Origin of the sequence: Paenibacillus spongiae (assembly GCF_024734895.1) — a bacterium.
GTDB classification, from domain to species: domain Bacteria; phylum Bacillota; class Bacilli; order Paenibacillales; family Paenibacillaceae; genus Paenibacillus_Z; species Paenibacillus_Z spongiae.
Map to the genome: position 1 here is coordinate 1,116,848 of NZ_CP091430.1, position 26,400 is coordinate 1,143,247.

Consider the following 26,400-nt stretch of genomic DNA (forward strand, 5'->3'; position numbering starts at 1 on the left):
TAACGAGTAAACGGTCTATAGGAGGCATTATATGGGATTCTTACAACCTTTCAGTAAAACAGACGGAAGGACAGTGGGCTTTGGCATCACGGCCGATAAAATGAAACGCGTTTGCTTGAGCGCTTCACTTATGCGAGAGCTCGGTGTACAGGACAAAACAGATTTATACCTATATTGGGATTCCGAGTATCGCCGCATAGGCATTTCGAAAACATGCACAGATAAAAATGTCGTACCGTTCTCCTTTGACAACAGAGGCTACACACCAGCCAAAGACTTCATCAAGTATTGTGAAATCGACACAAGTGAAAAGGCAGTCAATTTTTATTACGAGGGAATGGAAGGCGACATTTACATATTCGGTCAGACAGGTAGGCGAATCCAGTCCTTTAAGCAGCAGCGAAACGGGGATTTAGAGCGATTAGGTTAAAAGGCAGAGAGAGGGTTAATCCCCTTCTCTCTCCCTAAATCTGAATGGTGGTGAACAGATGGAACGGATCAATAAAAAGAAGCTGCTGGATTGGCTCGAAAGTGAAATAACCACATCAAACGAAGTGGCGATGAAATGGGTCGCTTATAACGTGATGAAGGGAAGGTTCGACGATGTATCTGCATCCATCCACAGCCGTCCAGATGTTATATCTCGACCAGAACACAACCGGCTAGTTGAGGGGATATTCGAAGAGTTGGGGCTAAGGGAAGTAAACCAGGAATAGGCGGTGAACATCGCTTTGAAAATAGCGTTTGGTCTGAAATGGAGTAATTGGAGTATCGGTTTAGAATTTCATCGTCCGGCAGGCTGGTCGGTCCTAGAAATCAAGGCTCTTCCACTTATTTGTCTAGTCGCGAAGAAAACTCAATGAATAGGCGGTGTACATGAATGGATAGACGAAAGATAGGGTTTATACAAGGTGTTGCATATGCCGCGGGACTTTGTAGACGATTCGGCAGTGATTCAGAGCAAATTCTGAAAGAGTCTGGAATAACCGAAGAAGAGTTGCGGAAATACGTAGATGATTATGATTTACAAAACCTCGGTTTGATTGAAGAAGAAGAAGACTAATTCATGTGTCGTAACAAAATGAACAAACCATTACGTAGGAGGCACCAACCATGCATAACACACTAGTCCTGGTCATGTCCGCGCTGTACCTTGTGACCGCGCTGAGCTATCCAGCGGCATTATGGATCAAACATTACGCCAATACATTCAGACAGGAGTGGAGAAATGTTCAAGCAGACGAAGTCCCATTGGGTATGGACGGAACTGACCCAGTCGCTGCACCCCGATAGAGTGGCCGGCCAACCGGTATATGAGGCGTACAGGACAACCGTTCCGCTGAGTTGGTACGAGAAAGGATATGTACGTGAGGCTGGGGGCGGAATTGAACCGGTACAGATACTATTAGATTTTGAGACGGAGGAGACAGCATGAGACATCCCAACGAGTCCGGCGCACTAAAACGCATGCCCATGCATTGGACAGACCGTATACGCTGGCTACCAGCAGCCGTATGGGCATGGGTGAGATTGAGGAGATAGGGAGGGGACGAGGTGGCAACATATCGACAAGTTCAAACAACATTCTGGCAAGACGGCTTTGTTCTAAGTTTGACGCCGGAAGAAAAGTATTTCTATCTGTACCTAATGACGAATAGCAAGACAACCCAGTGTGGGATTTATGAACTTCCGAAGCGAGTAATCGAGATGGAAACGGGATATAACCGGGAGACGGTAGATAAGCTTTTGGATCGGTTTGTGAATTACAACAAGATAAAGTACCACGAAAAGACCCAGGAGATCATCGTTGTAAACTGGCTGCGCTACAACAGCATTAATAGTCCGAAGGTTAAAGCGTGCATCGTCAAAGAGCTTAAAACCGTGAAGAATCCAGCATTTATCGAGATCTTCTATACGCTTTGCAAACGGTACAAATACAGTATCGATACGGTATCCATAGACTTGGGGGAAGAAGAAGAAAAAGAAAAAGAACAAGAAGAAGAACAAGAAGTAGAAGAAATAAAAGATATTGTTCCTTTTTCTGAAATCATAACTTACCTGAATGAAAAGGTTGGGACCCGATACAGAGCATCAACTGAAGCAACAAAGCGTCATATCAACGCTAGATGGACAAGCGGCTACAGGATAGATGACTTTAAAGCCGTTATCGATAAGAAATGTGCCGAATGGATTGGTACGGATATGGAGCAGTACCTCTGCCCTGATACCCTATTTGGAACCAAGTTCGAAAAGTATCTCAACCAAAAAACAGTTATCAAAGGTGGTGTAAGCGATGGAAAGTATGGGCGACGCAATGCGGGTAATGTTGAGGAAGATCGAAGACTGGCGGACAAAGACGCCGAGCACAACGCAGCAAGCAGCGCAGACTTTTGGATGCGTCAAGTGTAAGGACACCGGCACGATCAACACATTCCGATGGGTGGAGGATGAGGACTACACCTATAAAGGACAACCCGTGAAGCATCAAGTCGCCCATGTCGAGAATTGCTCCTGCCACTTTGAAAAGCAGTTGGAGAAGTACAACGCAGCGGCTGGCTTCAGTGACAAAGAGCGCGAGCACACTTTCAAGAACGCCGTGATCGACGACGAGAACCGTCCAAACTTTGAAATCGCCGTCGACTTTATCAAAGCCATCGATAAGCACCAGCAATGGGGAACATGGCTTTACATATACGGCGACAGTGTCCGCGCTCAGAATTTAGCCGACAAGACCGGGAAAGAAATTAGCGCATACGGGACCGGCAAAACGTACCTGATGCAATGCATCGCAAATGCACTGACAAACCGGAAACTGCCGGCCATATACGTGAACGAGGAAAAGTTGTTTGGGGACATCAAATCCACCTATAACCGGGACAGCGATGAAAGCGAACAGGACGTTCTGCGGCGTTATTATACCATCCCAATCTTACTGATCGATGACCTTTTCAGCACACAATACACCGAATGGGCGGAAGGGAAGCTATTCAGCATCCTGGACGCCCGAGTCAACGATAAGAAAATCACGATCATAACGAGCAATTACGCAACGGGTCGTATTGAAAAGCGACTGCCAGTGAACGGCGGAAAGATCGCCAGCCGCATTATGGGACAGGCCCAGCTGGTCGAGATGATCGGTACCGACCGCAGGAGGACGATACAACGAATGCGGAAGGATGAGACGGCGTGAGGTTAGCAGATATGACGATTGAGCAAAAGGGCGTGATCTTCGCCATGATAAGGCAAACGCAGCGAGGGATGGTGCAAGACTGGATTGACGGTGTGCCGTTTGAGATATCCAAGAAAAAGTATGCGCGAGAGATTGAAATAACTCAGCAAATAAAGGAGGAGTTGGAATGCAGCCAATCGACGATTACGAACTGATTGACCAAGACTTCGACGAGTTTATCCGGCGCGGCCGGGAGGCATTCGAGTGGGAAGCGCAGCATGAACAGGGCGAGACGGAGGAAGTCGCATGATCTACGGAAAGGCACTCGCGTATTTCCAAGAGGTACAGAAGCAGCAGATTGAGAAAGGCCGGCAGAAGTATCCGGAGCCGCTCAACCCGGCGTCATGGACTGAATTGGAGCTGATCGACCATGCCATGCAAGAGGCTGTTGACCAGGTGCATTATTTGACAGCGCTGAGGATAAAAGTGCTGGAGAGGCAAGCTGAAATGATCGAAATGATCGCGAAGGAGGCGTGAGGGATGAAATGCATAGAGTGCAACGCTGAAATAGAGGATTACGAACCGGAATATTGCTGCAGTGGATGGATGTGTGGTTGCATGGGTCTGCCGATCGATCCGCCGTTATGCGAAGAATGCGAGAAACGGCCGGAGGGCATCGGGACGACCGAATAATCCAAGGCCGTATAAGGGTTTAATCCATGAGGGAGGTAGAAAAGAGAATGAGCAGAGAGATTAAGTTTCGGGGCATGGATTTACAAGGTCGATGGTTTCATGGAAACCTTGCAATTTTATTAAAAGACTTGAGGTCAACAGGAAACAAAGCAGGTCATTATATTTCTAATGCAGCAGGAGCGCCCTTCGCATATGCAGTGAGGCCGGAAACGGTAGGTCAATACACCGGCCTAAAGGATCGTAACGGGGTGGACGTCTACGAGGGGGATATAGCGGTCGGAGAACATGCGACCTATTCCATTCGGTGGGATGACAGTAAGGCTCTCTTCAAAGCCAGGGTCGAGAAGACTAACACCGTGCTTATTCGCTATAACGCATTCCCGTTGTGGCAGTATCTCCAGGATGACGGGAATTGCAGATTTGAGATAGTCGGGAATATATACAATAATCCAGAGCTCATTCGAGAGGAGCAATAACCGATGACCCGAGAAGAGATACTGGCGATGACGCCGGGGCGTGAGTTGGATGCGCTGGTGGCGGAGAAAGTGATGATGTGGACAAAGGATACTGATGGAAGCTACTGGTTAGTAGACACATACAGCATTCGTACTTGGGAACAAACGTCATACCCCGGATTCCAACCTTCTACCGACATAGCCGCAGCATGGGAAGTGCTGGAGAGATTCCCGACTCATCAAATCACAAAAATGCACGATATAAAACTCCCATGGAACGAAGAAAGCATTTATAAAGCGATTGTGAAGGCGAATAAATACATTGCGTACGGAAAGACAGCACCGCTTGCGATATGCCGTGCAGCTCTATTATTTGCTCTTAACGGGGAGGAATCTGTGTGACCAACTACCGCAAACAATCCGCAGCCCCTATGCCGGTAGCTAGTGACAGACCGCTGATACCCGAGACAGAGGCGGAGCGTACGAGACGGACTGAACGGACGTACACGCTGCCCGAGCACGAAAGGCTGGCGCTCATCGAGAGATATGGACCACCAAAAATGCCGCTAGGAAGAAAAAACAAATCCGGGCACATGACGATGCCAAAAAGGAGGGTATCAACGTGAAAAACGATTACGAAATAAGGGGACCAATTACAGTGATTTTCCTACGGCGAAAAGACGGTACTGTCTTAGAGACTTTAATAGACACCGATGACTTGCAAAGCGTTAATGAGTTTCCAAACACATGGTTTGCCCATTGGAGTTCAGAAGTAAAAAATTTTTATGTTGGTGGGATGCACAAGGTTGGTGATAAATGGAAACCGGCAATGCTTCACCGATGGGTTACAAACGCTCCATCCCATTTAGTTGTTGACCACATTAACCATAACACCTTAGACAACCGGCAATCATGTAATCTCCGTCTACTTACAATCGCTCAGAATTTACAAAATCGTCAAGGTGCACAATCGAACAGTAAGAGTGGTGTGCGTGGGGTTAGTTGGCATAAGGAGAAAAAGAAGTGGGATGCGCGAGTAAAGCTGAATGGGAAATACAAAAGAATTGGATATTTCGATGACTTGGAAGAAGCGAAGACTGCAATCGAGGCGGCTAGGGCGGAATTAATGCCATTCTCACAGGAAGCCTTACCGAAAAGGAGGCCGATCGCCTAATGGAAGCTACAGAGCTCATGAAAACCGTGTACACAGTAGAACTGTCGATGACACCTATGGGAGCCGTCAGAATGACGCGTAAAGGGAAATGGACGAGCGAGGCAGCCCAACGTTACCTCACCTACAAGCAGGCGGCAGCGTGGAAACTACGGCAGGTGTTCAAGGAGCCTCTACCTTACGCAGTGGATGTCAATGTGCGGTTCACGCTTCCGGTGCCGCCTAGCTGGGGAAAGAAGAAAAAGACGGAGCACATCGGGCAGCACGTCACCGTTAAACCGGACATCGATAACTTACTCAAAGGATTGTTCGATGCAGCAAACAAAATCGTGTGGCTGGATGATAACCTGGTTGCCCGTTGCTCAGCTGAAAAGGTATATGGACACACCGGCAAGATCGAGATGGAAGTTACGCCAGTATTCTAGGAGGAGGTGACGGCATGACACGTGAACAACTCATAGCCGAGATGAAGCGAATAGAACAGCGTCTGGAGCTCATAAACGTCGATTGTACGGGCCGCGATAGGCTGAAAGATGAGTTACGGCGGATCAAGCAACAAATCGCTAAAACGGGCTCTCAGAGCGCCTGAACAAGGTTTACATAACAAGGAGGGTTGAATGTGTGGCAAACTGCATTAGAGATCATCCAAATCTGGGTCGTCGTGTCGATCTGGGTAGCCGGCAGAATCGCATTGTACAATTTGAGCAAACGGGAGTAAGGACACAATATGTTGTGTAAAACGGCGTAAATAGTGGATTTATACCACAAATTATGGTATTCTAGAGTTAAATGATTGAATATTCGGAAATATCAAAATTCGGAGGGATAACATGTACCAATTACAAACACAATTGGCTGATCTGGAAGCACAGAAAGCGCAGCTGTTCGAGCAGAGCAGCGTCGATCAAGTCGAGGTAAGCCGGCTGAATGAGAAAATCAAAGCCGTTCAGGTGCAAATAGCTGCAGTCGAGACGAAAGCCGTCACTGAAGAACGAGTCATCAAGTCCCAGGAGAAAGTGGCTTACATTTTCGACACGATTCAAGTCGGCGGCGTGCCACTCCGCGAATACTTCATCGACGAAGAAACCTATCAGATGGTCCGGATACAGGTGCAAGGCGCGCTGAGTGATCACGTTGAGCAGGTTAACGGAGAATTCGCGACTGTTGAGAGCAGCCTGCGGGAACAGCTGTTGAACGAGAAGTCGGAACGTGAAGAGATCCAGCGAGCGAAAGATACACAGTACGAGGAACTGGCGGTCTTTAAGCGGACCGTTGAACAACAACAAGCCGAGATCGAGGACATCACGTCCAAGCGTGATGCAGCCGTGAGAGAATTGGAATCCGAGCGTGCATTAACGGCTGAGAAGCAAGCGCACATTGACACGCTGCGTCTCGAGATTGCCAACGGCGCCCGTAACGCCATCAGGACGATTTCCGAGGAAGAGATCCAAAAGGCGAAGGAAGAGGCTGAACGGAAATGGCGCGATTCCCGGATCAAGGTAACGGGCATTCGTGCAGTGGAAGGCGATAACAGCGGACGCTTCTTACAAGCGGAGCTGCTCACTGGTGAGAACGTCAAGTTCAGCTTCCTAGAAAAAGGGAAGTACCTGGAGGTGTCGGCGGAAGAAGCCGAGCGATTTCGTGCCGAACAAGAAGCCAACAATCCTGGACCGGTGGAAACATCGCCTGTACCTGATCCTCCACTGGTAGTAAATCCACCGGAGGTTACTTTTCCCGGCTCGCCCGAAGTACCGAACGACAACAACCCCGGTGGTGGAGAGCAGTCTTTACCAGAGGTGGTGGAGACGCCAGTCACAAGAGCGGAATTCGAAGCGCTGAAAAATCGAGTAGATGCATTGACTAACCTGTCGGAAGTTGTAGTCAGCGATTTGAATAAATTGAAGTACGGGGCGGCCTAACGGCTGCCTCCCTGCGGGGGATATGGAATGGATTTCATTATCAGACTCAAAAGCGGTAAGGAATTCAGATTCGGACTGAATTACGGCACGCTAGAAGATGTCGAGAAAAAGCTGAACAAGAGCAAATTCATCCGAATTGATAAAGTGCTGATCAACGTGGATGAGATCGAATACATCGAACCGCATTAGTGAGGAGGGAACGGTATGAATCACGACCAAGTAACCGAGCTGCTGAAGAACTATCGCAGTTACCGATATGCGGCCAAGAACTGCGGCGAACCAGAAGGACGCCTCCCGGTACTGTACAGTGAACGCCGGCGCAATCTGAATGGATGGGATCAAGATCGATATCACCGCATTGTGAACATGATTACCGGCGCTGTCGAGGATGTGCTGAGCGATGATCAACGGACGGTCATCAGCCGCAAGTATCTGGACCGCAATACGCTGACGCTGAGCGAGATCGCAGACATCCTGCACAAAGACCGGACGACGGTATCGCGATGGCACACAGAGGCAATCAGGCGGCTCACAATCGCTCTCCAGCCGTTATCCGCAGATGAACGCGAGATCAACAACGTTGATCATATGTTTGACCCGACTTGGAAACACGTCGAAACCGCGTAAATGCCGCATTTATGCACGCAAATGCAACACGGCAAGTGCTAAGATATTAACATAGGGAATCGATGATGAGCGCTGATAGCTATTCGCGCGGTCGGCGTTCACAAGGTTCCTTGGCCGAGAGGGATGCACCGAGTCTATCGCACCTTCGGGTGACTAACAGATAGTCAGCAAACTCGGTGCTTATCATGGTGACGAGTGCGGTCCAATTGTTGAGGAGCGAGTAAACCGCGCATCACATATACGATCCTTCTGAGCTACACAACGTCTAAAACGTACCAAAAATTCGATTTTTCAAATCCAAGTTACAGACCGCATGGGAGCCGCCGATTGGCTCTCTTTTGCGTTGTGGGAGATGAGATGATGGATTGCCAAGCAATCGACGCTATTATCGCCGCTGAGATAAACAGAAAGTATGAAGGATACACCATAGAGAAATACACATCGGGTGCAGGCGATGGGTGTAGGGATGCGTCGTACGATGTCTTTCTAAAAGACGGGTCAAGGTTCATTGCGGACGCTAAGTATTATGTGGATGAGGGTAAACTTCGAATCACAGAACGCGACTACGTTGAATTGTAGGTGACCCATGGAAAACGTCAGTCTGAAAAAACGGATTGTTCTTGAAGTGGATGTTGTCACAGGCAGGATTGATTTCCTCAACGAGGACGAAATGAGCTTTCCTGAGATACTCGGTACAATCGAGTACGCAAAAATGATGGTCATGAAAGATTGGATGGAGGAGTGACGAGATGGAGACAGATTACACTGATCTAGATAACAGGGTATTCTCTGCATTGAACGAACACTACGAAAATACGATGCGAACAGTGAAAATCAGAGGCATCAGCAATCGAGACGACGATCATCGACATTATTCATTCGACTGCTGGGATACGAACGGTGACAAATATGGCATTCACGCTTATTACAGTTTTTCTGCTGATGAAATAGTGGAAATCTACGAAAGTGCTGGAGAAAATTTCAGCATGTCGGAGACAGAATAACATGTGAGCCTATCAGACTGCATACAAAGCTGGCTCATCACCATACCGCTATATCTGTTATTTCGGTATGCAATATGGATTTACTTTCGGGAAGGAGGGAATGACGAGTGAGCATTGTCGCGATAATCGCGTTATTGGCCGCATTCATCGTCCGGGAGTATTCGCATTACATCCATGACGAGCGACGAGACAGGCTGATTGATGCGCTGACGGATAAGATCAAAGCGCGGGACTTCACTGAGTACAGGATGATGACGGATGAGGTTCCGGTGTATGAGCCGGTCGATAATGATGATTCGAATTTATACAATCGAGAACTGCAGGAAAATAAACGGTAGGGGGTGGAGCAATGGCTAGAGGGCAGCAAACGCCTGATGAACTAAAAGAACAGATACGGGCTGCTCTAGCTTCGAACAACAACGTACGCGAAATTGCTAGGCAGTTCAAGGTTTCTCCATCCACGGTAATGAAGATCAGAGATGAAAAACCGGACGAGTTCGAACAATTACGAACGGATAAAAAGCAGCAAATGATCGACAAAATTTGGGCTAGTTTAGTGGACGCTGCTGACCTTGGTCACTCGATGATCAAGGAAGCGAAGCAAGGTGCCCGAGAAATACCACTCAACCAAGTTTCAACCTTCTACGGCACCATGTACGACAAGATGGCGCTCATGCAGGGCGAGAACACGCAGAATATTGGCGGCAGCGGCATTAATGTCGTTTTAAATATGCCTGACGTAGCGAGTGAAGACCAATGGAACAAATAGTACTCGATTATCTCTCACAGAAACGACAGCAACTATTCCACTCCTGCCCGGCCGATGAAGTGCTGTATGGTGGCGCAGCCGGTGGGGGTAAGTCAGAGGCTATGTTACACGATGCTCTGAAAAATGCACTCAAATATCCCAATTGCAAGATCATCATGTTTCGGCGTACGTTCCCTGACCTGGAGCGTTCGCTTATTTTGCGTTCACGGGCGATTTACCCGCAATCAGTCGGGAAGTACAATGAGGCCAAGAAGCGCTGGACATTCATCAACGGTAGCACGATTGAGTTTGCATATATGAAACGAGAGTCTGACGTCGCCAACTATCAGGGTGCGGAATACGACTTTATCTATTGGGACGAGTTAACGCACTTCACGTTGCATCAATACACTTACATGATATCGCGGCTCCGTGGATCCAACCCGGCCATTAAACGTCAGATCAAAGCGGCGACTAACCCCGGTGGCGTTGGTCATGCATGGGTAAAGGAAAGATTCATCGATATCGGTGAATACGAACGTATCCATAGACCGACACCATCTGCTGATGAACCTTCACCAGGTACGCGCTGCTTTATCCCTGCTAAGCTGCAGGACAATACTAAGCTGATGGAAGCTGACCCCGGCTACTTGCAACGTCTAGAGAACTTACCTGAAGCGCTTAGGCGGCAGCTTCTAGATGGAAATTGGGATTCGTTCGATGGCATGGCGTTCAGTGAATGGGATAAGGAAATCCACATCGTGAAGCCGTTTCAAATACCGGACACATGGAAGAGATTCAGAGCCATTGACTACGGTCGGTCGGCTCCTTTTTGTTGTTTATGGTTCGCAATGGATCAGGACCATCACATATACGTTTACCGAGAGGCATATAAAGCCGGCCTGGATGCCACAGATCAGGCAAAGCTCATCAAAGAGCTCAGCGATGGCGAGCGCATCCAATACACGGTGCTCGACTCCGCATGTTGGATACCAAACCAGCACGGCGAGAGTATCGCAGACACGTACTCAGACATTGGCGTCTATTGCGATCAAGCCAGTAAGAATCGGATCAATGGCAAGGATCGCGTACACGCATGGCTCAAGGTGCTAGAAGACAACAAAGGCAGGAAATACAGCCGGTTGAGAGTGTTTGAGAATTGCCGGAACCTCATTCGAACGATGCCGTCTCTGCCGCTACATCAAACACACGTTGAGGACGTCGATACAGACGCAGAAGACCATGCTTACGACACGCTGCGATATGGCGTGATGAGCTGTCCGGACCCGAGGGAATACGAGTCAATAGACAATGTAGCGTCACGCGCCAGCACCCAAGACCACCTACCATGGGCGCTAAGAGAAGAAGAACGGCCTATGAACTGGTCGGACTATTAAGGAGGGGTGAAAGTGCCATTAGTTACGGCGCAAGCACGGGAATTTAATAATGGCGAGAGTGTGACGGGCTTTGTAGATACAGCGAGTACGACAAGCACAACATGGATGTTTAAGAGTCCTCAAAATCATCTCAAGGTAAAGAATGATGGGGTAAGTAATGTAACCCTGTCGGTAGGCGCGTACAACAATCAAACCATCGCACCAGGTAAAGAGTGGGTACGTGATGTGGATTATAACTCATTCACGATTCAGGCAGCCGCAGGGACGCAACAAATCACTGTGAAGGCAATTAGCTACAAAACAGACTTGAATAGGGTCGTCTCTTTGATGAATGTGGGAAATCCTGAGGGGATCCTGGACGTCAGCATCAAACAAGCTAAAGCGAGGCTCGGGGATAATTTCTTGAATGTTCCGACTTATATAGGTGACGAAGCTGTCCACCCATCAGTGAGCTATTACCCGCTTGGTTGGAATGGATACCGTTATTGGATGGCATTCACGCCTTATAAGCAAAGTGATAATCAGACGGAAAATCCCTCGGTTGTTGCATCAAATGATGGGGTTAATTGGATCGTTCCAACTGGAATATCTAATCCATTGGAGTATGCTCCTGTCGGCGGTTACAACTCAGATACGGTATTTTTGAAAGACCCTGACGGAATCACACTACATCTCATTTTCAGGCAATTCGGACCGGATCCAGTGGGTAACGAACGACTTTATGTGAGGTCATCTACGGATGGGGTTAATTGGTCCCCGAAACAGTTGATATTAGCAAATAATCCAGTAGTATCAAGACCGATTTCACCCGGATTTGCATGGGACGGCAATCAATTCATTATGTGGTACGTTGAATTATTGGCGAGCCCGAAAAAAATCTTCATGAGAAGATCAAAATCACTATTCGGACCATGGTCAGACGCAGTGGAAACGGACATCACGCCTGATGCAGGCCGTCAAATTTGGCATATTGATGTTCAATACTACAGTGGCACGTATTTCATGACGATTCAGGACAATTTGACAGATGGAGCATCAGGAAATCTACACCTTGCCAAGTCGACAAACGGTATCAATTGGGAGAGAACATCATTCCCGATACTAAAGGGAACTGGAACGGGCAGCTGGCAGAATGGAATGTACAAATCGTGCTGCCTCCCTATGATTACAAACGGCGGGTTAGAATTTGCACTATGGTATTCCGCGCAAGGCTCATTCGGCTGGAAGATTGGATATACAAGGGTTTACCTTGAGGATAAAACGCTCAGCTTCAAGAAAGAAAAGAACTTAAATCTAATGTCAGCTCTGAATCAATATGACCCATTTGTATTCGGGGATACATTTAACAGAGCAGACGATGCCACGGGACTCGGTGCAGGATGGGTCAATAACGTTGGCACCTTTGCTATAGCTGGCGGCATGGCGTCCCCTGCAGTTGCCGGGAACAATAGGGCTATCCGTGATTCAGGAGTCTCAGATCATGCTATTGCTGCTGATATTAAGAATTTCAGTACGCAAGCTTGGCTCTTGGTGAGATTCAATACAACGGATAATAACTACCTCGGAGTCGGAGCGATGGCAAACGGACAACCACTCATCATTAGGAAGGTAGTCACTGGAACCGCAACTGTGCTTCTTACAACAAACAAAAAAGTTGCGAATGGTGATCGCATAGAGGTCGAATGCAGAGGCGATAAGATTACAGCTTTTATAAATGGAGAATATGTCGGAGAAGTTACTGAGACTTTGAATCAATCAGGTTCAACGCATGTAGGGCTCCAAGCTTCGGCCGTTGCAGCTCAATTTGACGATGTCGTCGCCAGAAGGTTGTAGATGCTTATGTTCATCAAGGAGGTGACACATTGCCTGAATTAGACGACAAATCACAGTTCAAACTCATCGAAACTGGTTTTCGGGCATCACTCAGCGCTTTGAGTGAGGATCACGCCCTGTGGCGGAAATACGATGAATTCTATCTCGCCAAACAGTGGAACACGCAGCGGCCCTCATGGATGCCGAATCCGGTCGTGAACTATGTCGCCTATGTCGTCGATCAAAAGACCCCGCAGCTGACCAATAATCGGCCCCGGGGTCTTATTCTTCCCACGGCACAGGGTGATGAAGAGGTCGCGAAGCTATTTACCCAGGTAACGGACGTCATTGCGGAGCGTGTGGGGCTGGATGAAACGATTACAGAAGTTGTTCCTACCGGTCTGCTGCTCGGGATCGGGTGGTTTAAAGTCTACTGGGATAACAGTAAGAGTGGTGGCAAATACAGGCCAGACGAATACCCACCGAAAAGTACGGTGTGGAAGGGTGATGTATGTGTCGAAGCGCCAGATCCGGCGAATATCTACCACGATCCGCAGGCTCATAAGGTGGAGGATTGCCGCTATATCATTTACGCCGTACCAAAGACGGTTGAATGGGTAGAAGAAAAGTTCGGCGTGAAGGTGGATGCCGAACAGTCGTTTCAAACCGAGATTTACGATCGTCCTAGCGACAATCAAGCGAATAATCGTGTCATGCTTTACGAGTATTGGTACAAGGAGAAAGGCACGATCAACGTCATATACGCCGCCGGCGGTAAAGTTCTCAAGCGGATTCCCGAAGTGTACAAACACGGGCGGTATCCGTTTGTTGCATTCGTGCCCAAGAAGAAGCGTAAGAGCCTCACAGGGATCGGAGAGCCGCGCAACATCATCGACAACCAAGAAATACTTAACAAATTTATTGAGATGTTCACGCGGAACACCATGCTCACCGCAAATCCGATTCTGCTCATTGACGATACCAGCGGCATTAATCCAGACACCTTCACAGCGAAGCCGGGGGTCACTCAGCTGGCCCGTGGGCTGAAGAGCGGCGCAAAGGTCATGGATTGGTTTCAACCGCCTCAGATCAGCGCTGACGTGCCTAATATCATCGAGAAGTTCCAAGAGTTCATCGAACGTATGTCCGGGGTATACGATGCTAACACAGGCGAAACTCCGGGCGGTGTTACGGCGGCAGCAGCTATTCAAATGCTCGTGGAGCAAGGTAGCATCCCGATCAAGGGGATCGCGACGAACCTGCATCACGCCATCAAAGACGTATATGAGCTGATAATCGAGCTTGTGAAGGAAAATTATACCGAAGAACGGTATATCCGCATCACTGACGAAAATGGTGGTTACCAGTTTCAACCGTTCATTGGCGCGAAGTACGCGGAGATTGACCTCGATGTACAGGTAAGCGCAGGTGCTTCAACACCGACGAGCAAGGCGTATATTCATCAACTCGGTGCCGATTTGTTCCAGCAAGGTATTTTACCGGCGAGTATGTATGTAGAAATGCTTGATGGACTACCTAATAAAGAAAAAGTGGTCGCTTATCTTCGAGAGCAAGAGGACATGCAGAAACAGCAGGCCGCAATGGCCGCACAGCCGCCTGACCCAATGGCCGAACAAGCGGCGATGGAACAGCAGATGATTCAGCAGCAGGAGCAACAGGCGCAGGCTGAGCAGCAAGAGATGAACAAGTTCCAGCAACAAGCACTTTTGAAGGAAATGGATAACAACACCAAGCTGCAGATCGCAGCACTTAAAACTGGCTCCTAATGAGACTTTGGGGGCCTATTTCCTATATACGGTAAGAAAATACGGGCGTTGAGCGTGTGGGTTTGCGCCCACCACACAAGGAGGATTATTCATGCGTTTATATCCGTTTTACGAGCAAGAAGGCGATATCGGGGCCGGAAGTGCTCCCGAGGCCGCAGAAACGACGTCTGAGCCGTCTAGCGTTGTGACAGAAGGCCAAGAGCCTTCGGGTGATGGGAACGCCCCTACACCGGCTGCAGAAGATGTAAAGCCCACTGGAGAGATCGACCAACAACAATCGTTTGCGCAGCGATTGAAGGAACAGACGGATAAACGTCTGGCCGAGGAGCGAACCAAGTGGGATCAGGAAGTGCAAGGTAAACTCTCCTATCTGGAGAAGCAGGCAAAAATATCCGGCTTTGCTACAGTCGAAGAGTACACAAGAGCCCTTGATGCTTACGAACAACAGAAATGGATTGATCAGGAAGCTGACCGCATGGGCATTGATCCTGAAACGTACGCGCAGTATTTCGCGCCGGTCAATGACGAGTTGAGCCAGCTACGGAATGAAGTAAAGACGTTCCGGCAACAGCAAAGCGAACAGCAGCTGCAGCAACAGCGCCAGAAGGACTGGGGTGCACTTTACGAGTCGTATCCAGCCCTTTCTGAGAGCTCACAAGCTTTCAACGAAGGCAAGGCGCCGGAATGGTTCACCCCGGAGATGCAGGAGCTAGTGGGAATGGGTTATAAGCCCGTTCATGCGTACGAATTGGCAAACAAAGAAACGATATTCCGCCAGAAAGAACAGGAAGTTCTAGCAAGAGTCACGGGAAGAGACGGAAAACAGGTCCTTCCAAGCACTGATCAACCTAATAACGTGCAGTTTGACCCGGCCAACATGTCAGACGCGGAAATTCAGGCGATTTCTGAACGGGTGAGACGGGGAGAACGCATCACTTTATCTTAAGGAGATGGATAATCAATGGCTACACAAACAACCGGCACAGCTGGATTAGCACCAACAATTCAAACTTATTACGATAAAAAGCTTCTGGCGCGTCTGATCGCGAATTTCGTTCATCTTCAATTCGGTCAGAAACGTCCTATTCCGAAAAATGGTGGTAAATCGATCGATTTCCGCAAAATGCAGTCACTCCCTGCAGCAACAACACCTCTTGCAGAGGGCGTTACGCCAAGCGGAAACGGCGTGACGATGATCAACATCACCGCAACCCCGAGCCAATACGGCGATTTCATCGAGTTCTCTGACGTTCTCGATATGGTCGCGATTGATCCTATCATCGATGAATCCACTGACGTCTTAGGCGAACAATCGTCTGACACGTTGGACAAGGTTTGCCGCGACATTATCGCATCAGGCACAAGTGTTCAATATGCAAACGGCAAGGTATCCCGCGTAACGGTCGCAGCTGGCGATAACCTGACGGTGGTCGAGATCCGTAAGGCTGTGCGGACGCTGAAACGTAACAATGTAAAGCCGCTAGAAGGTGGGGATTACGTTGCTATTGTTGAACCGGGTACCACTTACGACCTGCAATCCGATCCAAAATGGGAACAAGCTGCTCAATACGCTGGATCGCGGCAAATTTTCTCCGGTGAGATCGGCCGTCTGTACGGCGTTCGTTTCGTTGAGACAACCAACGCGAAGAAATTCCCGGGTGCCGGCGCGGCCGCGGTTGACGTATATGCAACGATCGTACTCGGTAGAGACGCTTACGGTGTTGTCGACGTAGCCGGATCGAGCGCGGTTAAGACCATCGTCAAACCACTTGGTTCTTCCGGTACGGCCGATGCGCTGGATCAACGTTCTTCGGTAGGTTGGAAAGCTATGTTCACCGCAAAAATCATTGAACAAGCGGCTATGGTTCGTATCGAACACACTGTATCCGGCTAATTAACGGGAGGGGTTTCCCTCCCTCAACAAACTCTAGGAGGCAATATAATGGCAGAGAAAAAAGCGGCTATCACTGAAAGCGAAATGGATCAAATAACGAAAACGACGGCTGATCTGCTTCGGGAGCAACCGAAGGTTAAAATTAAGATTTACTTGGCTCCCGACGAAAGAAAGCGCCTTGAAAGTGCAAAAGAAGCCGGCAAAAAAGTGGAATGGCCGTCTGAATTTGTGAGTATCAACGGGCATAACTTCCAAATTCAAAAAGGCGTAGAAGTCGAAGTGCCGGAAACCGTCAAGGAAATCCTCGAACAAGCCGGGCTTATTTAGCTCGGCTTTTTTCTGTATATGGGGGTGAGAACGTGCAATTGAAAGAAATCGTCTCTCAGGTGAACGGGGATGTAGAAGAAGAGTACGACGCGGCTACTATCGTCGGATGGGTGAATCGAGCTCTCGATGATCTGACGCCGATCGCCAAAATGGAGGCTTACATCTCATATTCCATTGATAGCGCCAATAGCTACCCTTTACCGGCCGACTATCACAATGACGCCATGCTGCTGGTGAACGATTACCAGTGGAATGAGAGGCCATTATCTGACCGGAAGAGCACGGGATACCGTAAATGGGCCGGAAAGCTGTCGTTACAGGGATCTGTTCCGTCATCTGGCACAATCGACCTTTATTTTTATCGCCGGCTCAAGCATCTCAGCACGGATAAGATGGAAGCCGAGCCGGAAATAGAGCCAGAATATCACGATTTACTCATTCATTACGCGGCCGGCATGATCCAATTCACCGAGGAAGAGTACGACAGGCCTGACGCAATGGGCAAATACAATCAACGAAAAGAAGAATACGCGGCGTATAAGATCAGTCAATTACCGCCGTCGTTCATAAGGATGGAATACCCATGACGCAGAAAATGCCGCCCGTGACGCTGAATGATTTCTCGTATGGCCTGAATGACCGGGATGACCCTTCTTTGATACCCAACCAGGCGCTAACGGCAGTGAATAATTTCATCATTGATCGTGGTGGAATTAAACTACGTCACGGCTACGTCAAACACACCACTGCACCGATCAGCAGCTCATTGAGGCAGATATATACCTTCTACAAGAACAACGGCTCTAACGAGCTGCTAGGCGTCTCAAACGGCCTGTTGTTTAAAGAGTCGGCCGGCGCTCTTGAACAAATCCCGTTCATCAATGCCCTGTCCTCCAGCAAAACGCAAATGCTGACGTACAAGGCGCGCGATACGCTCGATGATGTGGTATTGGTCGCGGACGGCGGCAAGCTGAAGGTCTACAATCAGACAGATGTCAAAGAGGTTACGCCACATGTGCCGGTCGTAGACAGCGGAAATAACATCAATGAGCCGGAGGATCCGGGGTTGAATGATCTTGTGAATCTAACCAATTTCCGCTCTATCGCCATTAAACAGGACCGGATTTATGCGCTCGCTCACCCGACTGTCAAAAACCGGCTCAGCTTCTGCCATCATGACCCCCGGTTAGGGTACGCGGTTTACGATTACTGGCCGGCTACGCACTTCTATGACATGGTGAGTGAGCAAAACGACGAAGCAATCACACTGCGGACGTTCCGGGATGCGATTATCGTCTTCAACAGGCGCACAATGTGGGCGTTTTACGGCGACGGCCGGACCGTTACAGACTATGAGCTTAAGCGGATCAACGTTCCGAGCGGCCTGCTGGCCGAAGATTCGGTCGCCTATGTCGGAAATAACCTGTTCTATCTATCGGACACTCATGTATACGCCCTATTCAGCACAGAAAGGGATTATATCTCAGCCGAGATTGTGAGCCGCGACATCGAAAACACCATTAAGGCGATCCCGTTAGAAGACCGTAAACGGGCCGTAGGGGCTTTCCATGACAACAAGTATTATTTATCCTTCCCTGACGGAACGACGCTTGTACTGGACACGACGCTGCCCTCGCCTATGAATAAATACGGTTCATGGACCGTCTTTTCCAATATCAAAGCCAATTCATTCCTTGAACGGGATGGTTACTTGCATTTCTCGTCTGATACCGGCTTTATCTTTAAGCTCGATCCGGAGGCGCTTAATGATGACGGTGCGGAAATCTCGGGAATGTTCAGGACCAAGCGGCTGGATTTCGGATTCCCTGTTCAGGTGAAGAAGTTTAAACGGTTCTGGATCGTGGCGAAACAGTACGATTCCGAATCCTCGACGTTCGACTTCAACATAATCATTGATGATATCCGCCGCGAGATAAACAGCATCTCTACGGACGAATCGGGCGTATGGGACGAAGGCGATTGGGACGAGGTGAATTGGGACTTCAAAGACGTCGTACAGAAGCGCCTGAGGGTTTCTGAGCGCGGCAAGACGATACAGTTTGAAGTCACCCATGCCACACTCGATGAGCCTCTAACGGTCTTCCAGATCGTTTCCCTATTCAAACTGAAGAAAGCGAAGTGATTCGATTGGCTCAAATATCTCGGAAATACAATTTCCAGCCCGGGCAAAAGATTCGATCGGCTCAGGTTGACGAAGAGCTTGATCAGCTCGTCACCGCGCATAACGAGCAGGACACGATATTAACGCAAAACGTCGAGCTTACGAATCTGCTTGAAACACAGGTCCAGCAGCTACAGGACGGCGTTGTTCCGGACGGAACGATATCCAATGCCATGCTGCAGGCGGGGGCGGTCAGCTATAGCAAGCTTACGCCAGACCTGCAGGAACAGATGGACATTGCGGACGTAGCAAGCAAACTCTATCTCTATCAAAACGCAGGAGGATGGTGACACATGGTAAATACGAAGCCTGTTTTTCCCAAAACGCCCGTTGCTTCATGGGCGACTCTTAACAGCGCAAACACAGGTAAGGATGGCTCCGGTACAGTAGCGACAATTTTCACCGCTGGTGCCGATGGCGCTCGGGTGGATGCTATTAAGGTTCGGGCGTTAGGCGCGAATGTGGCAACGGTGCTGCGGATCTTCATCAATAATGGATTGGTCAACAGCACGCCGGCCAATAACATTCTATTCCATGAGGTTACGTGCCCGGTAACCACGGCAAATGAAGCAGCTGCACAGAATGACACATGGCTAAATTTCAATGGGATCGATTTGCCGCAGCTTGTGCTTCCTCCAGGATACAAAATCAATGTGACGATCGGCACAGCAGTTTCAGCTGGTCTTGCTGTTTCGGCTATTGGCGGCAGTTACACCGGATAGGAGGGGATTGTGGATGTCAGGATTTCCGGGAAGGAACGGTAATGATTCGGCAGTAAAGAGCGTACAGAGGGGTATTACGGTCGCTTCTTCTACTGCTGGTACAGTCGTCGTACCCATTTCACCAGTGAAAATGAATAAGTCTGTCGTCATCCTAACCAGTTGTTTCACCTATGAAGCAGGTCAAGCAGGGTGGCATGATATATCTGTTTATTTGTCGAGTGAGAAAGAGATAACGATAAAACATCTCACAGGTGGATCTACAAATTCAATGCCGGCAGAAGTCGCATGGCAGGTCGTCGAATACTTCTGAGGAGGTGTATACGTGAAATATGCACTAATTGATACACAAACGGGAAGATGTATAGGAATATCCTTTCTGAATGATCTTGTCATCCGGGATGATTTAATCTTGGTCGATGGATTAGACGTCCAAATTGGGGACGTTTATCAGAATGGACAATGGACACGACTTGACCCTGAAACACCGGAAGAGCCTGTATCTTACCTAGAACAACGCGTAGAACAACTAGAGACGGATAACGCCGCGTTAATGATGGAGTTAGCCGGGACAAACATTAAACTAACGCAAACTGAGCAGGCCCTAGCGGACCTTATGCTCATGATTGCAACAGGAGGGGTATAACATGCCGATTAACTGGTATCCGACGATTAAACGTTTTTACGATGCAGGGCGCTACACAAAGGCCGATGTCGCGGTTTTCGTTGTCGCTGGATGGATTACTCCAGAACAGTATCAAGAAATCACAGGTGACGTTTATACGCCGCCTGCAGCATAGGAGGGTCGTGAATGGCATCGTGGACTTCAGCAGTTAAAGGCGTTCCAGCACCAGCAGCAAAACCGAAGCCAGAAATTCAAATGCCTAAAACGTCCAACACGTTACCGGCCATCCAAAGGGTTCAGGAACATCAGAAGAACCCGAATGCCGGTATGTCTGCAACGCAGGCTATGCCGCAATTCGTCCCTCAAGGAGCGCCTGGTATGAGCTACGATGATGCACTTGGCCGTGCGAATGCTCAACTTGATCCGTCGTTCGGACGCGCTGTAGAAGGCGTGAAGTCTCAGCAGCGTGCAGACACGCTAAACGCCGGGCAGATCGCATCAAATCGCGGTGGAGCACATTCCGGACTTGCTGCTGATCAGATCAATAAAGTTGGGATTGCCGCGGCGAACAATATCGCTAATCTTGAGGCGAATCGCGCATCGACAGCGGCTCAGATGGCGCAGGCGATGGTTGACCGGTCAGAGGATCGTGCCGATCGGTTGCGGCAGCAGGCGTTCGCTGAGTACATGGGGCAAAATCAACTTGGATTGTCAGCTGCTGGATTAACTGGTAATTACAATGGTCAACGGACATTAGCGGGGCAAGATTCTGATTGGGGTCGAACAATAGACGAAGCTAATCTGACAGGTGATTACAAAGGGCGGCGAACCCTAGTTGGCCAAAATGCAGATTGGGGCAGAACCGTAGATACTGCTAACCTGACAGGTGTATTCAACGGCCAACAGACACTGGCAGGTCAGGCGCAGGGCTTGGCGAACAAACAAGCAAATCTAAATGCTGCGCTCAGCGTAGGTGCCGCTACAGGGAAGGCGATAACACCTCAAGGTGATTGGAGTGGTCTATTCCGACAAGCAGCCAACCAAAATACACCGCTGAATCTGGCCGGACAAGGGCAGCAAATGGACCAAATGCAAGTTATGGCGGGTTTAACCGGCTATCTTCCAAACGGACAGAAGACAAATGCGCTGCAGCAGCAAGAACTGCAAAATCTGTGGCAGGTGGCGGATGCGACCGGAACGATTCCGGACTCGTTGGCAGACCTTTACGGAATCCCGAGAGGATCACAGACGATGCAAGCAAAACAATTCGCCTTTAATCAATCTATACAATGGTCGCAGGAGAATCGTTTGCAGGATCAATTCGAATCAGGCGTTGATTCAGACCTGTTCAATTACATGAATAAGCAGTCCGGAGCAAATTCCAATGCCCCAACAGCAAGCAGCATTTCGCAGAATATCAACCGGTCTATCAGCGCAATGGGGAAAAACTTCAATGTCGCGTCTCCCGAAGGTCGCAAGCAAATCGAAGGCATGATTGTAACACAGACGCAAGATCCGAGGGTTGCCGTCCAGCTTTATAACATGTACGGAATACCGGTACCTAAGGAACTCCAGAACGAATACGAACAAAGTTTAAAGGTCAATCAGTAGGAAGGGGGAATGCCACAACCTTTAACAGCAAATCATTAGGCGGTGCCCTTCAAAATACCGGTTCGGCATTCGAAGCAGCAGGTAAAAAGTACGGCGTGGATCCGATATTACTTGCAGCGATTGCCATGCATGAGACAGGTAACGGCACATCAAGCGCAGTGAAGGGCAAAAACAACGTCGGCGGAATGATGCGAAGAAAAGGCGGTTTGATGGAGTTTGGAAGCCTTGATGAAGGAATTGACGCGATGGCAAGCAACTTAAAACGGTTGTACATCGATCAAGGACTAACAACCATCGAACAAATCCAACGTAAGTATGCTCCGGTTGGTGCGGCAAACGACCCAACTGGATTAAATAAGAATTGGGTTAATGGTGTTACGAAATTCTACAACATGCTTAAGGGGGTGAGGGGGTGAGTTATTTCCAAAAGCGAGCTAAAGAGTTAGGGATCGATGTTCCGGAAACTGGTAAAGTGCAGGCCGGTGAATCCTACTTTCAGCAGCGTGCTCGGGAACTCGGGGTGGATCTCACCCCTTCCCCCCAATCACGTTCGGAACCATCTCAGTCCGGCAGCGATTTCTTCACCCAACGGCAAATGGAACTTGGCATTATCCCAAATCCGAACGCGAATCAGGTGGTTGAAGCATTCAAGGAAAACAAGCCCGTAACAGCGGTCAAGAACCTCCTTTCAAACCCAACTGTCCAACGCGTGGCCGGAGCCGTTCAAGAAGCTGGCAAAGCACAGCAATCCCGGCGCGAGCAAGAACTGATAAAACAGGGCATGCCGTCAGGGGTGGACTTGCTCCGGCAGGGACAGCAGCAGTTACCGGAAGCAAAGCCGATGACGCGCCAAGAATGGATCCAGTCGCAGCAAGATAGGCGGAAGGAGCTTAACCCGCAGGAAGGCATTGGCGGCTGGATAACGCGTAATATTGGCGAGCCGCTGGCTTCAGGTATCGACTATATTCAAGCGTATACGCCTGGTCTCGCAGACTTCCAGCAGGGCGCAGGCAACGCTCTTAACATTGAGACGAGCACGGCACCAAAAACAGGCGGTATCTTAGGCAAGGCCGCTGAGCTCGGCGGGAACATCGCTGGCTTAACGACTAACCCGGCAGCACTCGAACAAAGCCTTCTAACCGGTCCGTATCGGGCCGCTGAATCGCTGCTTGCCACAAGAGGCGGACAAGCGGCTCAGAGGGCTGTTTCACGCGGCATTGGAAGGATTCCAAAGGTATCCGAAGACGCGGCAAGTAAGTTGGCTGAGAGAGGCCTTACCGGGGCTGTTGCAGGCGGGATTCAGAATACTGCGATATCTGGAGTCAGAGGTGAAACGGATGCGGGTCAACTGGCTCGCGCCGCGTTCGAAGGGGTGGCGTTGGGGGCTGCTGGTGACCTTGCGTTATCAGGCCTTGGAAATGCGGTGAAACGCGGTGTGCAGGCTGTTCGTCAGCGGCCACTCAATCACGAGATCGGATCGTTCATTAAGAAGGTTGAAACCAAGCCGGAGAAAGCAACCGGAGACTGGTATAGCGAGTTGTTTGGTAATCAGGGAATCGGCATCATAGCAGGGGCGAAAAGCGGCAAAACAATGATTGACACACACATAACGTCCCGTGCTGTAGCGCCTGGTTCGATTCTTGAAAAGGGCAAGCAAACACTGATGGACGCGGATCAAAACTTTGTCGATAAGTTCACCCCGGCGAAACTCATTGACAAGCGGTTCTATGACGCTGCCTCCGATACTTCAAGGGCAAATAACCTTGCGAATATCGCGATTAAGGATAAGCAAATCGATTTAGAGGGCAATGTCATTGGCGATTCTCTAGCGGACATATACGGCATGATACCGCGAGGACAGAAGCATATCGCAGACAGGTATCTTGTTTTGCGTGACTCGGTAAGCCGGATGGACCGGAACATAAGGGTATTCGGAGATGAACCATGGTTCCCTAAGACGTCACAAGAAGCTGCGGCAGAGGTTGCCAAACTTGAAGAGAGATACCCGTGGCTAAATAAATTCGGGGAGGGATCTAACGGATTCACCCGCAACGAACAAAACCTATGGGTACGTTACGGGCTGGAGTCACAAGAGTTCGTTGATACACTGCGGCATACGAATCCTAACTATGTACCGATGTACAGGCAGCAGGATGCAATGAGTTTACGCACTAAGCTGGGGCGTGGATCATCTGGCATAGCTGCAAAGTCTGGACTAAGCGGTCAACGTGCACCGGTTAAACGGGCAGTCGGTAGCAAAAAGAAAATCATTGATCCGTTGCAAAGCAGGATTCAGCAGCAAGGGGTGACGTACAATGCCCTCCTGCGGAATCGGGCAATGATGGATCTAGACGACATTATCCGTGCGAATCCTGATCGGTTTAAAGGCGTCATTGAACTGGAAGAGTTGAGCGAGGCTGAACTTAATGCGCTGAACAAACTGAAAGCGGATGAAGGCACGGAAGGTATTGTCGATACTTTGAACGCGGAAACTGCCGAAGCTTCGCAACGTTTAAAGAAAAAAGCAACGGGCAACGGTGAAGCGGTCACCTACATGTACAACGGTGAGCCGCGTAAAATGCGAATACAAGACGCAAACATGCTGAAAATGATCGAGAGTCTGAGCCCGGCACAGTTGAATCCCGTCTTACAAGTCGCTGAGCATATCACAAGGCTGATAAAAGAAGCCGCCACGGGCGTTCTGGCTCCTATCCAAGGTACGTATATGTTTGGGCGTGACTTGTCCATTGCAGCGGCGCAGTCAAAGAACAAAGTGCGATTCCTTACGGACGTCGGTCATGCAATGGTTAGTCAATTTGGCGATTGGTTACCGGCTTTCGTGCCTGGGGCTAAAAATGTTGGTAATCTGGCGCGTGAGTACTACCGGGCCGGCGGTGGTTACGAACGGGCTTTGAAGGGCGATTCGCATATACGCTCAATGAGCGCGGACCTGACGAAAGACCCTATACTGTCAGGGCGAAACATGCTGAAATCCGTGAGGAAGCATAATCCATTCCGACCGCTAAAGGGATTCAGTGATGCGCTGGAGAACATCCCGCGTATTGCTGCATTCGCCGCGCATATGCGCAAAACAAGGTGGGACCGTTCGTCTCAGAACGTGCGCAGGGCAGTCGAGGAAGCTCGGGAGGCAACGGTTAACTGGTCGAGAAGTGGATATCATACCCGCAGCGTGGAATCTGTAGCAGGGTATACGAATGCCGCGACCCAAGGCACTTACCGGTTCATTAAACGTTGGAAAGAACAACCAGTATCAGCAGCTGCACTTGTCATGGCGAACGCCGCAGCGATGATTTACGCATACGAGAAATTCAAAAACGACCCCGACTACCAGAACCGCAGAGAGGAAACGACGTCGGTCCCTTATGCGAAAACGGCAGACGGCAAATTCAGAGTGTTTCAAATCGATCCGACAGAAGCATTCGTTGCTCGTCAGGTCCTCGACTTCTACAAGTGGGCGGCAGACGGTGAGAAGATGCCGAGCGGAAAAAAGATGGTCCAGCAAGGTCTAAATGCTTATTTACCTTCGCTTGCTTCCGGCCCATTGTCCGCGTTCACAACCGAAGGAAAGGCGGTGGATTTGAAAACAGCCGGGGTAAAAACACTCGGAAGCACCGTCTTAGAGCCTCTTTCTGCATGGGCTACGAGCAAGGATTACGGGGGGCGCGACATTGTACCGCGTGAGTATCAAGGTGATCCGACGAAGTTCCAGTTCAACGAAACGACAAGCGCAGCCGGGAAGTGGGCGGCAGAACATTTGGGCATGGACGCTTTCACATTCGATTATCTTGGGCGTAAATTCTTGGGAGACGTGGGAAAGATCGGTCTGCCGGCAACTTCCGAAGCCGGGCGAGGAGACGTGGTTGGAACCATCGAAGAAGGTATTCTCTCAAGGCTCAAGGCGCTTGAAGACCCGGTAATGGTAAACCGTATCGCTGACGACTTCTACGGCTATGTCGATTCGGTTGGCATGGCAAAAACAGCTAACGATCGAAACAGTGTTCCCTTGCCAGGTTATTACCAAACCGTGTATGATGAGGTCACGAGCCAGAAGAAAGATAGCCTGTCGAAACGTATTAGCGGACTAAACGCGGAGAAGAAAGCGATTCAGCGCGATACAACGCTTAATTCCAAGCAGAGATCGGAAAAACTGCGGGAAACCCAAGTACAGATCAACCTTTTGCGTATTCAGGGAATACAGCGCATGGAAGAGTTGGGCGTGCCTAAACGGAAGGGGTAACA

General features: G+C 49.4%; 37 protein-coding genes. All 37 read left to right on the forward strand.

Going from position 1 to position 26,400, the window contains the following annotated elements; translation table 11 throughout:
* The first annotated feature begins 31 nt into the window (after positions 1 to 31).
* Positions 32 to 430 (forward strand): hypothetical protein, encoded by a 399-nt coding sequence (locus L1F29_RS04935; protein ID WP_258387251.1) that lies wholly within the window; start codon positions 32 to 34, stop codon positions 428 to 430.
* Positions 431 to 488: 58 nt separating this feature from the next.
* Complete coding sequence (locus L1F29_RS04940; protein WP_258387252.1) at positions 489 to 716, forward strand: hypothetical protein; 228 nt, start codon at positions 489 to 491, stop codon at positions 714 to 716.
* Between the two features lie 164 nt (positions 717 to 880).
* Positions 881 to 1,063 carry a hypothetical protein gene (locus tag L1F29_RS04945; protein WP_258387253.1) on the forward strand — a complete coding sequence of 61 codons (183 nt, stop codon included), beginning with the start codon at positions 881 to 883 and terminating at the stop codon, positions 1,061 to 1,063.
* Between the two features lie 165 nt (positions 1,064 to 1,228).
* Entirely contained in the window at positions 1,229 to 1,435 is a 207-nt protein-coding gene (locus L1F29_RS04950; protein WP_258387254.1) for a hypothetical protein, read from the forward strand.
* A gap of 119 nt (positions 1,436 to 1,554) precedes the next feature.
* A complete protein-coding gene (locus L1F29_RS04955; protein ID WP_258387255.1) occupies positions 1,555 to 2,409 on the forward strand; it encodes a conserved phage C-terminal domain-containing protein in 855 nt (284 codons plus the stop codon).
* Positions 2,294 to 3,190 carry a DnaA ATPase domain-containing protein gene (locus tag L1F29_RS04960; RefSeq protein ID WP_258387256.1) on the forward strand — a complete coding sequence of 299 codons (897 nt, stop codon included), beginning with the start codon at positions 2,294 to 2,296 and terminating at the stop codon, positions 3,188 to 3,190. Before L1F29_RS04955 ends, L1F29_RS04960 begins: the two co-directional genes overlap by 116 nt.
* A 166-nt stretch (positions 3,191 to 3,356) precedes the next feature.
* A complete protein-coding gene (locus tag L1F29_RS04965) occupies positions 3,357 to 3,479 on the forward strand; it encodes a hypothetical protein (protein WP_258387257.1) in 123 nt (40 codons plus the stop codon).
* Positions 3,476 to 3,706, forward strand: a complete 231-nt coding sequence (locus L1F29_RS04970; protein WP_258387258.1) for a hypothetical protein — start codon at positions 3,476 to 3,478, stop codon at positions 3,704 to 3,706. Before L1F29_RS04965 ends, L1F29_RS04970 begins: the two co-directional genes overlap by 4 nt.
* A 3-nt stretch (positions 3,707 to 3,709) precedes the next feature.
* On the forward strand, positions 3,710 to 3,862 hold the full coding sequence (locus L1F29_RS04975; RefSeq protein ID WP_258387259.1) for a hypothetical protein: 153 nt from the start codon (positions 3,710 to 3,712) through the stop codon (positions 3,860 to 3,862).
* A gap of 47 nt (positions 3,863 to 3,909) precedes the next feature.
* Positions 3,910 to 4,338: a YopX family protein gene (locus tag L1F29_RS04980; protein ID WP_258387260.1), complete on the forward strand. Its 429-nt coding sequence runs from the start codon at positions 3,910 to 3,912 to the stop codon at positions 4,336 to 4,338.
* Positions 4,339 to 4,341: 3 nt separating this feature from the next.
* On the forward strand, positions 4,342 to 4,719 hold the full coding sequence (locus tag L1F29_RS04985) for a BC1872 family protein (RefSeq protein WP_258387261.1): 378 nt from the start codon (positions 4,342 to 4,344) through the stop codon (positions 4,717 to 4,719).
* A gap of 220 nt (positions 4,720 to 4,939) precedes the next feature.
* Positions 4,940 to 5,491 carry an HNH endonuclease gene (locus L1F29_RS04990; RefSeq protein WP_258387262.1) on the forward strand — a complete coding sequence of 184 codons (552 nt, stop codon included), beginning with the start codon at positions 4,940 to 4,942 and terminating at the stop codon, positions 5,489 to 5,491.
* The gene (locus L1F29_RS04995; RefSeq protein ID WP_258387263.1) at positions 5,491 to 5,913 is read left to right on the forward strand and encodes a RusA family crossover junction endodeoxyribonuclease; all 423 of its coding nucleotides are present in this window, start codon (positions 5,491 to 5,493) and stop codon (positions 5,911 to 5,913) included. Before L1F29_RS04990 ends, L1F29_RS04995 begins: the two co-directional genes overlap by 1 nt.
* 14 nt (positions 5,914 to 5,927) lie before the next feature.
* Positions 5,928 to 6,077 carry a hypothetical protein gene (locus L1F29_RS05000; protein WP_258387264.1) on the forward strand — a complete coding sequence of 50 codons (150 nt, stop codon included), beginning with the start codon at positions 5,928 to 5,930 and terminating at the stop codon, positions 6,075 to 6,077.
* Between the two features lie 241 nt (positions 6,078 to 6,318).
* A complete protein-coding gene (locus L1F29_RS05005; RefSeq protein ID WP_258387265.1) occupies positions 6,319 to 7,407 on the forward strand; it encodes a coiled-coil domain-containing protein in 1,089 nt (362 codons plus the stop codon).
* A 27-nt stretch (positions 7,408 to 7,434) separates the two neighbouring features.
* Entirely contained in the window at positions 7,435 to 7,596 is a 162-nt protein-coding gene (locus L1F29_RS05010) for a LytTR family transcriptional regulator DNA-binding domain-containing protein (protein ID WP_258387266.1), read from the forward strand.
* Between the two features lie 15 nt (positions 7,597 to 7,611).
* On the forward strand, positions 7,612 to 8,034 hold the full coding sequence (locus L1F29_RS05015; RefSeq protein WP_258387267.1) for a sigma factor-like helix-turn-helix DNA-binding protein: 423 nt from the start codon (positions 7,612 to 7,614) through the stop codon (positions 8,032 to 8,034).
* 586 nt (positions 8,035 to 8,620) lie between these two features.
* Positions 8,621 to 8,779: a hypothetical protein gene (locus L1F29_RS05020; protein ID WP_258387268.1), complete on the forward strand. Its 159-nt coding sequence runs from the start codon at positions 8,621 to 8,623 to the stop codon at positions 8,777 to 8,779.
* A gap of 4 nt (positions 8,780 to 8,783) precedes the next feature.
* On the forward strand, positions 8,784 to 9,038 hold the full coding sequence (locus tag L1F29_RS05025; protein ID WP_258387269.1) for a hypothetical protein: 255 nt from the start codon (positions 8,784 to 8,786) through the stop codon (positions 9,036 to 9,038).
* A 107-nt stretch (positions 9,039 to 9,145) separates the two neighbouring features.
* A complete protein-coding gene (locus L1F29_RS05030) occupies positions 9,146 to 9,376 on the forward strand; it encodes a hypothetical protein (RefSeq protein WP_258387270.1) in 231 nt (76 codons plus the stop codon).
* 11 nt (positions 9,377 to 9,387) lie between these two features.
* A complete protein-coding gene (locus L1F29_RS05035) occupies positions 9,388 to 9,807 on the forward strand; it encodes a helix-turn-helix domain-containing protein (protein ID WP_258387271.1) in 420 nt (139 codons plus the stop codon).
* Positions 9,795 to 11,183: a terminase large subunit domain-containing protein gene (locus tag L1F29_RS05040; protein WP_258387272.1), complete on the forward strand. Its 1,389-nt coding sequence runs from the start codon at positions 9,795 to 9,797 to the stop codon at positions 11,181 to 11,183. The genes L1F29_RS05035 and L1F29_RS05040 overlap by 13 nt, the downstream gene beginning before the upstream one ends.
* 12 nt (positions 11,184 to 11,195) lie before the next feature.
* Positions 11,196 to 13,016: a glycoside hydrolase family protein gene (locus tag L1F29_RS05045; protein ID WP_258387273.1), complete on the forward strand. Its 1,821-nt coding sequence runs from the start codon at positions 11,196 to 11,198 to the stop codon at positions 13,014 to 13,016.
* A gap of 29 nt (positions 13,017 to 13,045) precedes the next feature.
* Positions 13,046 to 14,782, forward strand: a complete 1,737-nt coding sequence (locus L1F29_RS05050) for a portal protein (RefSeq protein ID WP_258387274.1) — start codon at positions 13,046 to 13,048, stop codon at positions 14,780 to 14,782.
* Between the two features lie 91 nt (positions 14,783 to 14,873).
* Positions 14,874 to 15,728, forward strand: a complete 855-nt coding sequence (locus L1F29_RS05055; protein ID WP_258387275.1) for a hypothetical protein — start codon at positions 14,874 to 14,876, stop codon at positions 15,726 to 15,728.
* A gap of 15 nt (positions 15,729 to 15,743) precedes the next feature.
* The gene (locus tag L1F29_RS05060) at positions 15,744 to 16,676 is read left to right on the forward strand and encodes a N4-gp56 family major capsid protein (RefSeq protein ID WP_258387276.1); all 933 of its coding nucleotides are present in this window, start codon (positions 15,744 to 15,746) and stop codon (positions 16,674 to 16,676) included.
* Positions 16,677 to 16,724: 48 nt separating this feature from the next.
* Positions 16,725 to 17,003 (forward strand): hypothetical protein, encoded by a 279-nt coding sequence (locus L1F29_RS05065; RefSeq protein WP_258387277.1) that lies wholly within the window; start codon positions 16,725 to 16,727, stop codon positions 17,001 to 17,003.
* Positions 17,004 to 17,035: 32 nt separating this feature from the next.
* A complete protein-coding gene (locus L1F29_RS05070; RefSeq protein WP_258387278.1) occupies positions 17,036 to 17,590 on the forward strand; it encodes a phage adaptor protein in 555 nt (184 codons plus the stop codon).
* Complete coding sequence (locus tag L1F29_RS05075) at positions 17,587 to 19,146, forward strand: hypothetical protein (protein WP_258387279.1); 1,560 nt, start codon at positions 17,587 to 17,589, stop codon at positions 19,144 to 19,146. Before L1F29_RS05070 ends, L1F29_RS05075 begins: the two co-directional genes overlap by 4 nt.
* Positions 19,147 to 19,151: 5 nt before the next feature.
* A complete protein-coding gene (locus L1F29_RS05080) occupies positions 19,152 to 19,475 on the forward strand; it encodes a hypothetical protein (protein WP_258387280.1) in 324 nt (107 codons plus the stop codon).
* A gap of 3 nt (positions 19,476 to 19,478) precedes the next feature.
* A complete protein-coding gene (locus L1F29_RS05085; RefSeq protein WP_258387281.1) occupies positions 19,479 to 19,907 on the forward strand; it encodes a hypothetical protein in 429 nt (142 codons plus the stop codon).
* Positions 19,908 to 19,920: 13 nt separating this feature from the next.
* The gene (locus tag L1F29_RS05090; protein ID WP_258387282.1) at positions 19,921 to 20,217 is read left to right on the forward strand and encodes a hypothetical protein; all 297 of its coding nucleotides are present in this window, start codon (positions 19,921 to 19,923) and stop codon (positions 20,215 to 20,217) included.
* A gap of 12 nt (positions 20,218 to 20,229) precedes the next feature.
* Positions 20,230 to 20,550: a hypothetical protein gene (locus L1F29_RS05095; RefSeq protein ID WP_258387283.1), complete on the forward strand. Its 321-nt coding sequence runs from the start codon at positions 20,230 to 20,232 to the stop codon at positions 20,548 to 20,550.
* Between the two features lies 1 nt (position 20,551).
* Positions 20,552 to 20,704: an XkdX family protein gene (locus L1F29_RS05100; protein WP_258387284.1), complete on the forward strand. Its 153-nt coding sequence runs from the start codon at positions 20,552 to 20,554 to the stop codon at positions 20,702 to 20,704.
* 11 nt (positions 20,705 to 20,715) lie between these two features.
* Entirely contained in the window at positions 20,716 to 22,140 is a 1,425-nt protein-coding gene (locus tag L1F29_RS05105) for a hypothetical protein (RefSeq protein WP_258387285.1), read from the forward strand.
* Positions 22,110 to 22,556 (forward strand): glucosaminidase domain-containing protein, encoded by a 447-nt coding sequence (locus tag L1F29_RS05110; RefSeq protein WP_258389613.1) that lies wholly within the window; start codon positions 22,110 to 22,112, stop codon positions 22,554 to 22,556. Before L1F29_RS05105 ends, L1F29_RS05110 begins: the two co-directional genes overlap by 31 nt.
* Complete coding sequence (locus tag L1F29_RS05115) at positions 22,553 to 26,398, forward strand: LPD38 domain-containing protein (RefSeq protein WP_258387286.1); 3,846 nt, start codon at positions 22,553 to 22,555, stop codon at positions 26,396 to 26,398. Before L1F29_RS05110 ends, L1F29_RS05115 begins: the two co-directional genes overlap by 4 nt.
* Positions 26,399 to 26,400 lie beyond the last annotated feature (2 nt).

Coding starts and splice junctions, on each gene's coding strand:
- L1F29_RS04935 (WP_258387251.1), top strand. CDS start 32: ATGGGATTCTTACAACCTTTCAGTAAAACAGACGGAAGGACAGTGGGC.
- L1F29_RS04940 (WP_258387252.1), top strand. CDS start 489: ATGGAACGGATCAATAAAAAGAAGCTGCTGGATTGGCTCGAAAGTGAA.
- L1F29_RS04945 (WP_258387253.1), top strand. CDS start 881: ATGGATAGACGAAAGATAGGGTTTATACAAGGTGTTGCATATGCCGCG.
- L1F29_RS04950 (WP_258387254.1), top strand. CDS start 1,229: ATGTTCAAGCAGACGAAGTCCCATTGGGTATGGACGGAACTGACCCAG.
- L1F29_RS04960 (WP_258387256.1), top strand. CDS start 2,294: ATGGAAAGTATGGGCGACGCAATGCGGGTAATGTTGAGGAAGATCGAA.
- L1F29_RS04965 (WP_258387257.1), top strand. CDS start 3,357: ATGCAGCCAATCGACGATTACGAACTGATTGACCAAGACTTCGACGAG.
- L1F29_RS04970 (WP_258387258.1), top strand. CDS start 3,476: ATGATCTACGGAAAGGCACTCGCGTATTTCCAAGAGGTACAGAAGCAG.
- L1F29_RS04975 (WP_258387259.1), top strand. CDS start 3,710: ATGAAATGCATAGAGTGCAACGCTGAAATAGAGGATTACGAACCGGAA.
- L1F29_RS04980 (WP_258387260.1), top strand. CDS start 3,910: ATGAGCAGAGAGATTAAGTTTCGGGGCATGGATTTACAAGGTCGATGG.
- L1F29_RS04985 (WP_258387261.1), top strand. CDS start 4,342: ATGACCCGAGAAGAGATACTGGCGATGACGCCGGGGCGTGAGTTGGAT.
- L1F29_RS04995 (WP_258387263.1), top strand. CDS start 5,491: ATGGAAGCTACAGAGCTCATGAAAACCGTGTACACAGTAGAACTGTCG.
- L1F29_RS05000 (WP_258387264.1), top strand. CDS start 5,928: ATGACACGTGAACAACTCATAGCCGAGATGAAGCGAATAGAACAGCGT.
- L1F29_RS05005 (WP_258387265.1), top strand. CDS start 6,319: ATGTACCAATTACAAACACAATTGGCTGATCTGGAAGCACAGAAAGCG.
- L1F29_RS05010 (WP_258387266.1), top strand. CDS start 7,435: ATGGATTTCATTATCAGACTCAAAAGCGGTAAGGAATTCAGATTCGGA.
- L1F29_RS05015 (WP_258387267.1), top strand. CDS start 7,612: ATGAATCACGACCAAGTAACCGAGCTGCTGAAGAACTATCGCAGTTAC.
- L1F29_RS05020 (WP_258387268.1), top strand. CDS start 8,621: ATGGAAAACGTCAGTCTGAAAAAACGGATTGTTCTTGAAGTGGATGTT.
- L1F29_RS05025 (WP_258387269.1), top strand. CDS start 8,784: ATGGAGACAGATTACACTGATCTAGATAACAGGGTATTCTCTGCATTG.
- L1F29_RS05035 (WP_258387271.1), top strand. CDS start 9,388: ATGGCTAGAGGGCAGCAAACGCCTGATGAACTAAAAGAACAGATACGG.
- L1F29_RS05040 (WP_258387272.1), top strand. CDS start 9,795: ATGGAACAAATAGTACTCGATTATCTCTCACAGAAACGACAGCAACTA.
- L1F29_RS05055 (WP_258387275.1), top strand. CDS start 14,874: ATGCGTTTATATCCGTTTTACGAGCAAGAAGGCGATATCGGGGCCGGA.
- L1F29_RS05060 (WP_258387276.1), top strand. CDS start 15,744: ATGGCTACACAAACAACCGGCACAGCTGGATTAGCACCAACAATTCAA.
- L1F29_RS05065 (WP_258387277.1), top strand. CDS start 16,725: ATGGCAGAGAAAAAAGCGGCTATCACTGAAAGCGAAATGGATCAAATA.
- L1F29_RS05075 (WP_258387279.1), top strand. CDS start 17,587: ATGACGCAGAAAATGCCGCCCGTGACGCTGAATGATTTCTCGTATGGC.
- L1F29_RS05085 (WP_258387281.1), top strand. CDS start 19,479: ATGGTAAATACGAAGCCTGTTTTTCCCAAAACGCCCGTTGCTTCATGG.
- L1F29_RS05090 (WP_258387282.1), top strand. CDS start 19,921: ATGTCAGGATTTCCGGGAAGGAACGGTAATGATTCGGCAGTAAAGAGC.
- L1F29_RS05100 (WP_258387284.1), top strand. CDS start 20,552: ATGCCGATTAACTGGTATCCGACGATTAAACGTTTTTACGATGCAGGG.
- L1F29_RS05105 (WP_258387285.1), top strand. CDS start 20,716: ATGGCATCGTGGACTTCAGCAGTTAAAGGCGTTCCAGCACCAGCAGCA.